The organism is Rhodopirellula sp. UBA1907 (assembly GCF_002337565.1).
Lineage (GTDB): Bacteria > Planctomycetota > Planctomycetia > Pirellulales > Pirellulaceae > Rhodopirellula > Rhodopirellula europaea.
Map to the genome: position 1 here is coordinate 168,517 of NZ_DDGH01000101.1, position 13,566 is coordinate 182,082.

A 13,566-nucleotide genomic window follows, 5' to 3' on the forward strand; every position below is an offset into this window, starting at 1 on the left:
TCTCGCGATCGGCGGCGTGATGACAGCGGAGTTGCTCAACACGTCGATTGAGTTGCTGGTCTCGGTTGTGCACCCGCAGCATCACCCACGAATCGGACAAGCACTCGATATCGCAGCGGGGGCTGTTTTGGTGATTAGCCTAGCTGCTGCGGCCGTCGGATTGATCGTGTTGCTGCCGCCGCTATACGGCCGCTTGTTCGGTGTCTGAATCGCTCGTGCTGGCTTCTTCGAGACTCTCTTGGACTTCGCGGCCGGCGGTCCAGTAGAAGATCGTACCGATGATCGCCATCACGACTTTGACCAGTTCAAACGCCAAGGCGACCAAGGTTCCTGATGCGTCCGTCTTTGTCGCGGGAACGATGTGGTACAGCGTTTCGATGGTCACTTCCAAGACACCGACACCGGCGGGAGTCAGCGGCAATGCCGACATCAGCATGCCGATTGGGACGATGACAAAGTGTTCGGCCAAGGTTGGCGGCAGGTCGTACATCGAGACCGCAATCAGATACATGCTGATCACAAGCAGTCCTTGTACGACAACACTCATCACGAGCGACGATGCGAACGCCCAGGGGTGATGATGGAACATCCGCAGCGGCGGGCCGACGTGCTTGATCAGCGAACCGACCATGGGCAGCTTCTCGCCACGTTGCAGCAGCGTGTCGACAAACTTGCCGCCGAAGACCAGCATTGCCAAGATGGCCGAGCCGACCGACAGCAACACGATGGTGATGACCTTGATGTCATCGATTGTGATGCCATTGAATTCGAACGGGTCTTGTGACTGATGAAGCAGCAGCCCACCGGAGACGAGCAACAGCAATCCGTACAAGCCAGCACCCCGGTCAACGACCACGGAGGCGACGGCGGCAATGCGTTTTCCCGGCGAACGTCTAGCGAGGAACACCGCCTTGAATAGGTCTCCGCCCACGCTGCCGGCCGAGACAAAACTCAGCAGAAAGCAAATCGAACTCAAACGCATCGCTTCCAATAGGCTGAGCGGGATGCCTTGGCAGCGAACCAGAACCCACCAACGAACAAACGAAACCAGCAGCGCGCAAATCGCAACGGCGAGCGCACCAACCAACAAAGGCATGTTGATGGATCGGGCCGTCAGGTCATCCCACTGAGCAGGTTCGATGCGGCTGAGCAGAAACCAAATGATGGCGACTGGAACCGCGAATTTGACCAGGATGATCGCGTAGCGTTGAAAGTGTTCGGGCATGCCGGCAAGAATAATTCGAGGTGAACGCTTCGGATAGGCGATGCGTTCTCGTTTCAGGAATGCCCGGGAGTGTTCTGCAAATCTTGGTCGGAGATCGCCGTTTTTGAAGTCGATGGATGCCTGTCGTCGACTTGATCAGAATCGCCAGTTCCATTGGGAGTTTCGGGGTGATCGGCGACCGCATAGACCGCCAAAGCGGTGGTTTTGCCTTTGACCATCTGCTCGGGCAACGCGGTCGCGGGAAAGGACTCCGGCAACGTCGCTCGCGTGCACTGCGTGATCAGCAGGGAGTGGCCCAGCGGCTTGGTCAGCGATTCGACTCGCGAGGCGATGTTCACCGTGTCGCCAATCGCGGTGTATTCCTGGCGTTTGGGGGAACCGATGCAGCCCACCACGGCCGGCCCGGTGTTGATGCCAATTCCAATTGCGAAATCTTCCCAACCGGCATCTTGCATCATGGTTTTCTTGTTCGCCATCGACGCCGCCAGTTCTTGGCCCGCCGCGACTGCTTTGGCGCCGTGATCGATGGCACTGCCGCCGACACCGAAGATCGCCATGAAGCCATCGCCCAAGAACTTGTTCACCATGCCGCCATGAGATTCGATGACTTCCACCGCTTCTTGGAAAAACACGTTCAGTGCTTGAACGACTTGCGTCGGTGAGAGCTTGGATGATTGACGCGTGAAGTTGCGGACGTCGACGAACATCACCGAGATGACTTGTTCGCTGCCGTTGAGGCCATCGCTTTGGTTCATGATCTGTTTGGCGGCCTCACGACCGACATGACGACCAAATGTTTCCTGCAGTTTCTGGCGATGCTGCAATCCGTCGACCATCCGGTTGAATCGTTCGATCAAGTGCCCAAAGTCGTCGCTGCGAAGAAGCTTGACGCGGACGTCCAGGTTCCCTCGAGCGACGCTGGATGCCGCGCGTTGCAACTGCATCACAGGAGCCGTGACCCATCGGCCGAGCATCCAACTGGTGATCAGCCCAAACGCGATCGCAACAACTCCGACGGTGACGCCAAACATCGGTGACAAGTTGGCTGCGTCGGGCACGATCAACAGCATCACCAGCGAGATCACGGGACAGACAACCGCGGAGAAAGCCCACAGGATTCCGCGGGCTCGGATGCTGAGCGGAACCGCGCCGGGAACATTGGCTGGATTGCTGTCTTGGAAAAAGACCGGAAACAATGTGGCTTGAGCGGTGAGTTCGACGGCGAAAAAACTCTGCGTGACCGCGATCAGGGACGCGATCACAAACGAGGTGATCAAGTGCCAAACGACCAACCCAGACAAGGGTTCGCCCGCGGATGCGATTGCGAGGGGAAAGATGGGGATGCAGGACAGCCACCCGATCGCGGCGACCAACAGAAACCACCACGGCAAATGGATCACTCGTCGACGGGCGGCGGCGAGGGTTTCAGAATCGACCGGTTGATGATCCAAAAGAGCCCGGTGGACTCGACGCAGTTGCCAGAGTGGAACGACGTAACAGGCGATCGCCACCGGATACACGAACAGGTTGAAAACCTGCCAGCAGGCATGAAATCGGTCCATTTGAGCCGGCGACAGCAGCGGCTGGATCTGCGTTTGGTTGTAGAGAATGTTGAAGACGCTGCCGATCACATTCGCGACGATCGGCGAGACCCCGACGAGAAACATCGCGTGACGTTGAGCCCAGGTCCAGCGGCGAGGCGATTCGGCGGGTGGTGGCGACATCGGGCGTTTCAACGCGAAATGGACGGGCAATCTGAGCAGGTTGCTGGTGGACGTCGGCAGTGTAGCGTTTCTTTGCCAGCCCCTCATAATTGGGTGCATGAATTGCTATGGTGGAGATCCTGAGATCGAATCCAATCGATTTCCTATCATTCGTCCTTCCACGAGGTGCTCCATGTCCGTTTTGAATCGGTGTGTTCTCAATCGTTGTGTCGTCACTTTGGCCCTGCCAGCGTTCCTGTTCGTCGCTGTCGCGTGCCAAACCAACGTTCAAGCTCAAGACGCCGCCACGGCGAAACCTGTCACGGTGGATGTCTTTGGTGCGGGAACATTGGAAGTGCCCGAATCGTTTAAGAAAACGACCCCTCGCAGCCGGATCGTTGAGCACGAATTCGCGGTCAAAGACGGTGAAGGCGACGATGCACCGTCAGCTCGCATCACGATGATGGCAGCGGGTGGAGACGTCAAAGCCAACCTGGATCGATGGAAGAATCAATTCAGCGGCTCGAACAAGAAAGTTGCTGAGACCGAAGTGAAGAAGGAAGGTGATTGGGAAACGCACGTGATCGAAGTCTCGGGCACCTTCACCGAAACCATGGGCGGCGGACCGTTCTCTGGCGGACGAAAGGTCCAACGCGAAAATTACAAGATGATGGGGGCGATCTTGGTGCACCCAGAGGGCCGCAAGTTCTTCGTGAAGATGTATGGCCCCATCGCTTTGATCGAATCGAACCGCGATCTTTTCAAGAAGATGATTGCTTCGATCGACGAGTGAAAACGTTTGACTTGACGTGTCGTTCTTGATCGCAGCGACACTTTTGAAACCCCCGGCTCTTTTGGTCGTTCCTTTCGGACATTGATCCTTTGAACACGCAAAGTTTTTTGGAACATCACGGCATCGCTCGCAACCCGTTCGCGGAGGAGGATGCGCAGACCGACCCGGTGTTCAAGCAGCACTGCATTCAGAATGCGTACCACCCTGCTTGGGACAAGGTGTATGGGGACCCAACCGAGCCGGCGACGGCGATCATCTTTGGGCCAAAGGGCAGCGGCAAAACCGCGATGCGATTGCAGGTCGATCGGCATCTGGTGCATTTCAATGCCCAGAACCCGGACGGCCGCGTTTACATCATTCGATATGACGACTTCAATCCGTTCCTGGATCACTTCTGCGAACGATTGGGACGCCGTGCGTCTCGCAAGCCTGAGAAAGCTCTCGATGCTTGGCGTTTATGGGATCACATGGATGCGATCTTGTGTCTGGGCGTGACCGAACTGGTCGACCAGGTGTTGCTGGAAAGCGACTCACAACGATCCAAAGTTGACAACGGCAATCGAATCGACACAGCCAAACTCTCCAAGCTCGATCGCAACGACGCTCGCGATTTGTTGCTGCTGGCGGCTTCCTACGATCAGTCGACCTCGTCGACATTTTCGGGGCGGTTTGAGCAACTGCGCAAGCGATTGGGGTACGCAAACTGGACTTCATCGCTGGATTTCTGGTTCGCGATCGTTTGGTGTGTGCTGGTGGTGGGAGTGTTCGGTTGGTTGTTTTGGGCCTCCGTTGATGAAGAAGGTGTGCGGACATGGAATTGGCTCTGGTTCATTCCGGTGCTGTGCTTCTTTGGCAAACTGCCGTATCTGATTCGGTGGTGCCGCAATCAATTCGCCGCGATGGGAATTCATCGCCACATGCGGGTTGGCAAACGAGAGACGTCATCGGTTCGCAAGGTCTTGATGCAGTTCCCGGCAAAGGAACTCGCCAGCCAGCCGTTGCCGCGTTACGACCGAACGGACGACCGCTATGAGTTGCTTCGGAAGTTTCAATCGCTGCTGGGGCGGTTGGGATTCGACGGGGTGATCGTTTTGATGGACCGAGTCGATGAGCCTCACATGACGGGCGGAAAGCCAGAGCTGATGCGTCGTTTTGTGTGGCCACTGCTGGACAACAAATTGCTGAAGCACCCCGGGTTGGGGTTCAAGCTGATGTTGCCCGAAGAGCTTTACCGCGACACCGAACGCGAAACGCGTGAATTTCACGAGCGAGCCCGGTTGGATAAGCAGAACGTCATTCCGGCTTTCTCTTGGACGGGCGAATCGCTGTATGACCTGACGCGTTCACGCATGATTGCGTGCGCGGCGGAGGGAAAGCATCCCGATCCGAAGGAATTGTTCGACGATTCGTTGTCGTATGAGCGGATGCTGACCGCGTTTGAATCGTTGCGAGTGCCCCGGCATTTATTCCGTTTTCTGTACCGCGTGCTGGCCGAACACTGCAATCAGTTCACTGATGCGGCCCCCAAGTACAAGATCGACGCCTCGACGTTCGAAACTTCCTTGGCGGTTTACGTTCGTGAGATGGAACGGGTATGACGCTGGAATGGGAAAAAAGTTAGAATTCGGGTCAGTTTCCTAACCGGATTGATCGATACAATCCGTAAAGTCCACCACTTTTTGCTGGCTCTCTCGCCCGTGCGGTTGCTTACCGGCAAATTCTCACCCTCTTTTCGATTCGACTGAGCTTTCAACTGCCCTTAAGGCAGGCTGGGTCGACCCGCTTGAACGTCCCGAAAGGGCGATTTCGCATCCATGACCACTTCTACGCCGACCACCAACAAAAAAATCGAATCCGTACCGGGGATCACTGTTCGCTTGTGCGGTGACTCGGGTGACGGAATGCAGCTTTTGGGCACGCAGTTGACCAACACCTCGGCGTTGGCAGGCAACGACGTGGCTACCTTCCCCGATTTCCCCGCTGAGATTCGGGCCCCACGGGGCACCCGGGCTGGGGTTTCTGGGTTCCAGGTTCAATTCGCGAGCGAGGCGATCTTCACGCCCGGCGACACCCTGGACGCGTTGGTGGTGATGAACCCCGCGGCCATGGTCACCAATATTGGTGATCTTCGAAAAGGCGGAATCCTGATCGCCAACGAAGACGGTTTCAACGAGAAGGAATACAAACTCGCCAAAGTCGAGAGCAATCCGCTCGAAGCCGACGTGATCGACCAGTCTTATCGGGTCGTGAAGGTCGCGATGACCAAGCTGACTCGTGCGGCCGTCGCCGAACACGGTTTGTCGACCAAGATCGCCGATCGCTGCAAGAACTTCTTTGCGATGGGATTGGTGTACTGGTTGTTTGGTCGTTCGCTCGATCCAACGCTGCGATTCATCGAAGCCAAATTTGGCAAGAAGCCAGATGTTGCCGCGGCCAACGTGGCGGCTCTTCGTGCCGGTTGGGCGTACGGTGAAACGACCGAAGAATTCAGCGAAAGCTATCAAGTCGAAGCCGCTGAATTGGAACCGGGCACCTATCGCAACATCATGGGCAACCAAGCCCTGGCGTGGGGATTGATTGCTGCATCAAAGATCAGCAACAAGGAGATGTTCTACGGAACGTATCCCATCACGCCCGCCTCGGACATTTTGCATGAGCTGACCAAGTTCAAGAACTTTGGCGTTCGTACGTTTCAAGCCGAAGACGAAATCGCCGCGATTGGTGCAACCATCGGAGCAGCGTTTGGCGGCACGATGGCGGTCACCGCCAGCAGTGGTCCTGGTATCGCCCTGAAGGGTGAAGCGATGGGATTGGGCGTGATGTTGGAATTGCCGATGATCGTGATCAACGTTCAACGCGGCGGACCCAGCACCGGATTGCCTACCAAGACCGAGCAAAGCGATTTGTTGCAAGTCATGTTCGGCCGCAACGGGGAAGCTCCGATGCCGGTCCTGGCACCACGTTCGCCCGGCGATTGTTTCGCGATGGCCGTGGAAGCATGGCGGATTGCGACGGAATGCATGGTTCCCGTGATGTTGTTGTCCGATGGTTACATCGCCAACGGCAGTGAGCCATGGAAGATTCCGGACATGGATGAATTGCCAACAATCAGTTGCAGCCATCCGGAAGAGCACACCGGCGATGGTCCATTCTTGCCGTACGCTCGCAACGAGAATCTGGCACGTCCTTGGGCGATTCCTGGAACGCCCGAATTGATGCACCGCGTCGGCGGGTTGGAAAAGGAAGACGGCACGGGCAACGTGTCCTACGATCCTGCCAACCACCAACACATGTGCGACACTCGCGCTGCCAAGGTTGCGAAGATTGCCGAACGGATTCCAGAACAAGATGTCAACGGCGAAACGTCGGGCGATGTCTTGGTGGTTTCTTGGGGTGGAACGTATGGTGCCTGCCACACGGCGGTCAATCGTTGTCGCCAAGCCGGTCACTCGGTGTCCCATGCCCACATTCGCTACGTCAATCCGTTGCCTCGCAACATCGGCACGTTGCTGAAGTCGTTCAAAACGGTCGTCGTGCCGGAATTGAATTCGGGTCAACTGCGAATGCTGCTTCGTGCCGAGTATCTCGTGGACTGCATTGGGATCAACAAAATCCAAGGCAAACCGTTTGCTGTTTCCGAATTGGTGGAAGCCATCAGCAAACACACTTCGACGCATTCACAGAGCAAAGCGGGTTAGGCGTTCGCCAATCTGCTCGCTTTCGTCGTCGTTCACCTTTGCCAAAATCATCCCCACACAATCATTCAATCCTATGAATCTTCCTGTCCTTAAGGCCGCTGACTTCGCCTCCGATCAAGACGTTCGCTGGTGCCCAGGTTGCGGTGACTATTCTATTCTCGCTCAGATGAAAAAGATCCTGCCGGATCTTGGTGTGCCTCGCGAGAAGACTGTGTTCGTCAGCGGCATCGGTTGCAGCAGCCGATTCCCGTATTACATGAACACCTATGGCATGCACAGCATCCACGGTCGTGCACCAACATTTGCGACCGGGCTGAAGTCGACCCGCCCCGATTTGATGGTGTGGGTCATCACCGGTGATGGCGATGCGTTGTCGATCGGTGGCAACCACTTCATCCACTGCTTGCGTCGTAACCTCGACGTCAACATCGTTCTGTTCAACAACCGGATCTATGGTCTGACGAAGGGGCAGTACAGCCCAACCAGCACCGAAGGTCAGGTCACCAAGAGCACGCCGATGGGTGCGATCGATCACCCACTGAGTCCTCTGTCCGTGGCATTGGCCGCTGAAGCCACGTTTGTGGCGCGTAGCATCGATGCACACGTTCAGCACTTGGGCAAAACGCTCAAGGCGGCTGCCGAACACAAAGGAACATCACTCGTTGAGGTTTATCAAAACTGCAACGTGTTCAACGATGGGGCGATGGCTTACGCACAAGAACGTAAACAGCGTGCGGACAACGTGATCGAATTGGAGCACGGCAAGCCGTTGATCTTTGGTGCCGAACGCGACAAGGGTATTCGCTTGGTCGGCAGCCATCTCGAAGTCGTCAACACCGCTGACGTCCCAGCCGATGATTTGTTGATTCATGATGCACATGATCCGAATCCATCGATCCAAATGATGTTGGCACGCATGCGATATCCCGACATGCCAGAACCAATCGGTGTTCTGCGCAGTGTTGCTGGAGTGGCGACGTACAACGATCAAATCAACGAGCAAGTCACGCAAGCCAAAGCGGCACGCGGCGAAGGCGATCTGTCTAAGCTGTTCCGTAGCGGCGATACATGGGAGGTTACAGCCTGATGTCTCGAGGAAAAACTTTCGACAACATTGCCCGCGCAATCGGTGAAACCCCGATGGTGCAGATCAATCGCTTGGTGCCTTCGGGTGACGCGACGGTCTTCGCCAAGTGCGAGTTCTTTCAGCCGCTCAACAGCGTGAAAGACCGTATCGGCGTGGCGATGATCGAAGCCGGGGAACGTGATGGAAGCATCAATCCCGAAACGCACATCATCGAACCCACCAGTGGCAACACCGGAATCGCACTCGCGTTTGTTTGTGCTGCAAAAGGCTACAAGCTGACGCTCACGATGCCCGAATCGATGTCGGTCGAACGCCGCGCGTTGCTGCGAGCGATGGGAGCCAACTTGGTTTTGACGCCGGCTGGTGACGGGATGAAGGGCGCGATCACAACGGCTCAGGAGTTGGTCAACCAAACCGACAACTCGTTCATGCCACAGCAATTCGAGAATCCATCGAACCCTGCGATCCACGAAGCGACCACCGGCCCTGAAATTTGGGCTGACACGGATGGCAAGATCGATGCGATCGTTGCCGGTGTTGGAACGGGTGGGACGATCACCGGTGTGGCCCGTTTCCTGAAGAAACAAAACCCAGACTTCAAAGCGTTCGCGGTGGAACCGAAGCATTCGCCCGTGATCAGTGGCGGCTCGCCCGGCAAGCACCGAATTCAAGGAATTGGAGCGGGCTTCATTCCCGGAAACTTGGACACGTCGATCATTGATGACGTTGTCCAGGTCGATGACGAAGACGCATTTGAATGGGGGCGTCAGCTTGCCAAGCAAGAAGGCATCGTCGCGGGGATCAGTAGCGGTGCGAACATGTGGGCGGCTGCTCAGATTGCTGCGCGACCCGAGATGAAGGGCAAGCGTATTGTCACCGTGATGTGCAGCTTAGGTGAACGTTATCTCAGCACACCGCTGTTTGGTGACCTAGGTTTGTAATGGTGTTTATGTCTGATAACTGGTAGGCAACATGAAAGCTTTCGAAGCCACGCGGATTTTCTTTGACCAAGCCGCGGATCGTTTAGAGATTGATCCGGACCTTCGAGAAGCTTTGTTGATGCCCCAGCGTGAGGTGCAGGTCCAAGTGACCATCCGTCTCGATGACGGTCGTCTCGCAAACTACATCGGATTTCGTGTTCAGCACGATCACAGTCGCGGCCCCATGAAGGGCGGATTGCGATTCCACCCCGAAGTCGACTTGGACGAGACTCGCGCTTTGGCGAGTTTGATGACCTGGAAAACCGCCGTGGTCGATTTGCCCTATGGCGGAGCAAAAGGTGGCATCGGAATCGATCCCAGCCAGATGTCGTGTGCCGAGATTGAGCGACTGACCCGGGCGTTTGTTGATCAGATTCACGACATCGTCGGTCCTGATACTGACATTCCCGCACCGGACATGGGCACGGATCACCAAGTGATGGCATGGTTCCGGAACCAGTGGGAAAAGTACCACGGTTTTCATCCCGCTGTGATCACGGGAAAGCCCGTCGAAGAATACGGGGCGAAGGGCCGTGAAGAAGCGACCGGTCGCGGGGTCGGGACTTTGACGGTGAAGCTGTCCAAACGTTTGGGAATGGACGCTTCGAAAACTCGCGTTGCCATCCAGGGCTTCGGGAATGTGGGTTCACATGCCGCCAAGTTTTTACACGACGCTCAGTTTCCGATTGTCGCGGTCTCGGACATCACCGGGACCTATTATAACGCCGACGGATTGAATATCCCTGAGTTGCTGCGACACAAGTTCGCGCACCCGAAGGGATTGCTCGAAGGTTTTGAACGCGCCGAGCATCTGCCGCTCGATGCGTTGCTGAAACTCGATCATGTCGAGGTGTTGATCCCGGCCGCATTGGGCGGTGTGATCACGCAAAAGAACGCTCAGGACATCAATGCGAAAGTCATTGTCGAAGCCGCGAACGGTCCAGTCGATCCAGATGCGGACGCGGCGCTTCACGATCGTGGCGTCACAATCCTGCCGGACATTCTCGCCAACGCGGGCGGTGTGACGGTCAGCTATTTCGAATGGGTCCAAAACCGGCAGCACTATCGATGGCCACTGGATCGTGTGCGTCAAGAACTCGATCACACGATGAACGAAGCGTTCGAAAAGGTTTGGCAGATGGCGGCTCAGCACGAAGTGTCACTTCGAACGGCAGCCTACATGATCGGCATCTCAAGAGTTCGTCGTGCGACGGAACTCGCCGGTTTGGCTTGATCAGGCCCCTGCCGAACGTTCGCGAAGTGTGCTTCGCGAAACGTTCCGGTCAGATGGCTATGAGATTGACGTCAGCGATGTCGGAAGAAAGACTTCGCGTAGGAGGTGTTGGGTCGAAACACACCTTGAGTGAACGCATTGCTCACTCCGGTGCGACTTCGTTTGCCGGCGGGGCTTCTTCGACTGGCTGAACGAAGAGCATCACTTCGGGTTCATCGGCACCGGCATCCGGACTGGGATCCGCAGGTGGTGCCATCGCTTCGTAACCCGTTTCCTCAGGGACTTGTCCTTCGGGAGGCGGAATCAACTGGAATTCGAAATGATTGCTGCCCTGCTTCACGGTCACGCGAGTCATGTCGAGGATCGCTCCGTTTGCAATCGTGGGTCGCTCAATCTCCAGCATTTCTGCCGGAGATATATCAGCCGCCAATTTGCCCGGCGTCAGTTCATAGCGAATGTCGTGAGTGCCAATCTTCGCCCCAGGAACATTGGCCAGATAGATCGCTTCGAATTGCCCACTGTCATTCGTAAAGGCAAGCGATGGACGCCCGCCGGAGACAGGGTGAAATTCGATTGCCATGTTCGGGACCGGCACACCGTCATGAAAGACTGTACCGGTCACTTGCCCCAGCTTTGACGATGGTTGTGGATCACAACCAATCGTCAATAGCAGGCACGATCCAATCGCAATTCGCAGACGAATCATCCAGCAACAAACTCAAAGTTGATTTCGTTGCTGCCGTCGACAACTTCGACTTCGCTAGGTTCGATCTTTGTCTTCCCACCCATGTCGGGCTTCTTGGAAGTTGGAATGAACTCTGCGTCCGGGCTTGCCGGCATAGGAGCGGCAGGACCGTTGATCTCGTAGCGAATGGAATGTTTGCCGACGAGAGCTCCGTCGGTGTCGGCGGTGAACATCGCACTGTAGCGACCTTCACTGTCCGTCACCGCCATGGATGGTCGCCCACCCTCGGTGGGAACAAACTCAAGTGCGACACCTTCAACAGGTTTTCCGTCTTGGGTAACCAGCCCCGTGACTTCGCCGATGGGTGGCAACTCAGGGCCGCAGCCCGTGATAAAAGTGAGTGCGGCGAGCGTCGCCGTTCCGGTTAGAAGTCTCGATAACCCGTTCATTAAATTAGATTCCTTCTTGAATAGATCTTGATTGGAGCTGAGTCGAAGTGGCTTAGAAGTCGTATTGGTAGACGAAACGGTCGTTGCGTCCGTTCATCGCCATGAAGACATCATCGAAGTCGATGCTGTCGGTGATGAACTTGACCGCACCATCACCCATCGTGAACATCGCACCACCGACGTGGTTGGAACGGAAACCGTTGTGCAGCGTGTAGCCATACAGTTGGGTGTAGTTGCCCGAGTAGATGCTGTTGATGGGCCAACGTGGAACGGTGATGTTGGCAGTCCAACCCAACCATCCGTGCTGTGAAGGTCCGGCATTCCAAGCTCCACCGGCGTGGCTACTTGGTCGGCTGTCGGTGCGAGTCTTGTCAGCGTGAGGCATTTCAGCGGAGTGTTCGCCGATCGCGATCGTTTGGCTGGTTCCGTCGAGAATGCTGGCGAATTTTGGGTTGCGGTACTTGGAGTTGTTGATGCCGATGATGCCAGCGTCTTGCATCCAGCCGTAGCCGGTCCAAACGTTACGCGAGCCGTCGCTACGTCCACCTGGTTGCCAGGTGCTGTCGCCTTGGCGAATCCCCGGTGTGTAATAGTAGCCAGCAACACCGACGTAATCGACGATTTGAGTTTTGTAAGTGTCAGGTGCGCCAATTGCGGTGGTGTCGCCGTTTGCGTTGTTGTCGCGATAGTTCTGCATCGGATTCGATGGGCAGTTGAAGCCAGGAACGATTGCTTCGTCGAGGATTTCCCAGTTTCGGTTCACCCGATCTTGGGTGCTGAAGTCGGTATCGACGAAGGTGAGCTTTTCGTAGAGAGGCGATTGTTCCATTTGCGGAAGAATCTGCACGAGCCACGAAGCTCCGCGATACGGCGAGCCGGTTGTTGTTTGCGAGCCGATGTTGGCCGGAAACATTTTGAAGGTGCTGTGATAGTTGTGGATGGCCAGTCCCAACTGCTTCATGTTGTTGGAACACTGCATACGGCGTGCAGCTTCGCGGGCCGATTGAACGGCCGGAAGTAGCAGGCCAACCATCACGCCAATGATGGCGATGACGACGAGCAGTTCGACGAGGGTGAAACCGGAGCTTCTGGATAAACGGGTGGAGTCAGAACGACGCATTGCTTTTAATTTCCATGTGCATGTGCGAATGAATTGGTGGTGTGACTCGATGCAGGCGGATGCAGCTAAAAGTGACACCGGTGATGCTCATTGGCATAACGCAAGCAATAGGCCAGAACTTGCCGTTGGAAAATCGAACACCTAGTCCTACTGGGGTTTCGAGAGAGCTTAGGGTGGAGAACTTCACCGAAGCAGGTTTGTGTGGCCGGGAGAAATTGGCAGTGAAATAATAAAATTCTGGAAGAATTTGAAAGGCTTCCGAATGTTGGGTATGCGGTTTGCCCCTCTTCGGGGAGGGGGTTCGTTATTTGCGTGTCCGATTGTTGGGCATGTGTGCTCAAGTTCTGGGCGATTCAGCTGTTGGTTGCTGAGCATTGCACACGAGAATGCAGGGTGTGCAGAAGCTGCGGAATCTGCAGAAGGATTCAGACGCAGCCGGTTTGAGGATTGTCGGATTTGACCGACAATCTGGATTTATGTCGGGGTAAACGCCGTTAGGTGATCTTTGCATCCTTTGCCGGGCGGTCCGATAAGGCAAAGGTTTCGGCCATGCGACCCCGGGGATTCTTGACCCGCGAACAGCGAGTTTGCG

General features: G+C 55.9%; 12 protein-coding genes. 7 read left to right on the top strand and 5 right to left on the bottom strand.

Annotated elements, in window-relative coordinates; all coding sequences use genetic code 11:
* A partial coding sequence (locus B2R17_RS25595; RefSeq protein WP_286766235.1) for a diacylglycerol kinase family protein occupies positions 1-208 on the top strand: 208 nt, incomplete at its 5' end.
* Here B2R17_RS25595 and B2R17_RS25600 read toward each other — a convergent pair.
* Positions 182-1,225, bottom strand: a complete 1,044-nt coding sequence (locus B2R17_RS25600; protein ID WP_008664519.1) for a lysylphosphatidylglycerol synthase transmembrane domain-containing protein — start codon at positions 1,223-1,225, stop codon at positions 182-184. The genes B2R17_RS25595 and B2R17_RS25600 overlap by 27 nt on opposite strands.
* Positions 1,226-1,278: 53 nt before the next feature.
* Positions 1,279-2,949 carry an adenylate/guanylate cyclase domain-containing protein gene (locus B2R17_RS25605; protein WP_286766236.1) on the bottom strand — a complete coding sequence of 557 codons (1,671 nt, stop codon included), beginning with the start codon at positions 2,947-2,949 and terminating at the stop codon, positions 1,279-1,281.
* A gap of 172 nt (positions 2,950-3,121) precedes the next feature.
* Here B2R17_RS25605 and B2R17_RS25610 point away from each other — a divergent pair, with 172 nt between their 5' ends.
* The 6 genes from B2R17_RS25610 to B2R17_RS25635 all read left to right on the top strand — a co-directional run bounded on the left by B2R17_RS25610 (position 3,122) and on the right by B2R17_RS25635 (position 10,720).
* Positions 3,122-3,721: a hypothetical protein gene (locus B2R17_RS25610; protein ID WP_286766237.1), complete on the top strand. Its 600-nt coding sequence runs from the start codon at positions 3,122-3,124 to the stop codon at positions 3,719-3,721.
* An 89-nt stretch (positions 3,722-3,810) separates the two neighbouring features.
* Positions 3,811-5,319, top strand: a complete 1,509-nt coding sequence (locus tag B2R17_RS25615; RefSeq protein ID WP_286766238.1) for a hypothetical protein — start codon at positions 3,811-3,813, stop codon at positions 5,317-5,319.
* A 216-nt stretch (positions 5,320-5,535) separates the two neighbouring features.
* Entirely contained in the window at positions 5,536-7,419 is a 1,884-nt protein-coding gene (locus tag B2R17_RS25620; protein ID WP_007324152.1) for a 2-oxoacid:acceptor oxidoreductase subunit alpha, read from the top strand.
* A gap of 73 nt (positions 7,420-7,492) precedes the next feature.
* Positions 7,493-8,506, top strand: coding sequence for a 2-oxoacid:ferredoxin oxidoreductase subunit beta (locus B2R17_RS25625; protein ID WP_007324151.1), 1,014 nt, complete (start codon positions 7,493-7,495; stop codon positions 8,504-8,506).
* A complete protein-coding gene (gene cysK, locus B2R17_RS25630; protein WP_008660681.1) occupies positions 8,488-9,447 on the top strand; it encodes a cysteine synthase A in 960 nt (319 codons plus the stop codon). The genes B2R17_RS25625 and cysK overlap by 19 nt, the downstream gene beginning before the upstream one ends.
* Before the next feature lie 31 nt (positions 9,448-9,478).
* Positions 9,479-10,720, top strand: a complete 1,242-nt coding sequence (locus tag B2R17_RS25635; RefSeq protein ID WP_008664513.1) for a Glu/Leu/Phe/Val family dehydrogenase — start codon at positions 9,479-9,481, stop codon at positions 10,718-10,720.
* Positions 10,721-10,862: 142 nt separating this feature from the next.
* Here the strand turns inward: B2R17_RS25635 and B2R17_RS25640 are convergent, their stop codons facing one another.
* From B2R17_RS25640 to B2R17_RS25650, 3 genes are read right to left on the bottom strand one after another with little or no spacing between them, the layout of a single operon-like run.
* On the bottom strand, positions 10,863-11,426 hold the full coding sequence (locus B2R17_RS25640; protein WP_286766239.1) for a carboxypeptidase regulatory-like domain-containing protein: 564 nt from the start codon (positions 11,424-11,426) through the stop codon (positions 10,863-10,865).
* Positions 11,423-11,854, bottom strand: coding sequence for a carboxypeptidase-like regulatory domain-containing protein (locus B2R17_RS25645; protein WP_286766240.1), 432 nt, complete (start codon positions 11,852-11,854; stop codon positions 11,423-11,425). Before B2R17_RS25645 ends, B2R17_RS25640 begins: the two co-directional genes overlap by 4 nt.
* A gap of 52 nt (positions 11,855-11,906) precedes the next feature.
* On the bottom strand, positions 11,907-12,974 hold the full coding sequence (locus B2R17_RS25650) for a DUF1559 domain-containing protein (protein ID WP_286766241.1): 1,068 nt from the start codon (positions 12,972-12,974) through the stop codon (positions 11,907-11,909).
* Positions 12,975-13,566 lie beyond the last annotated feature (592 nt).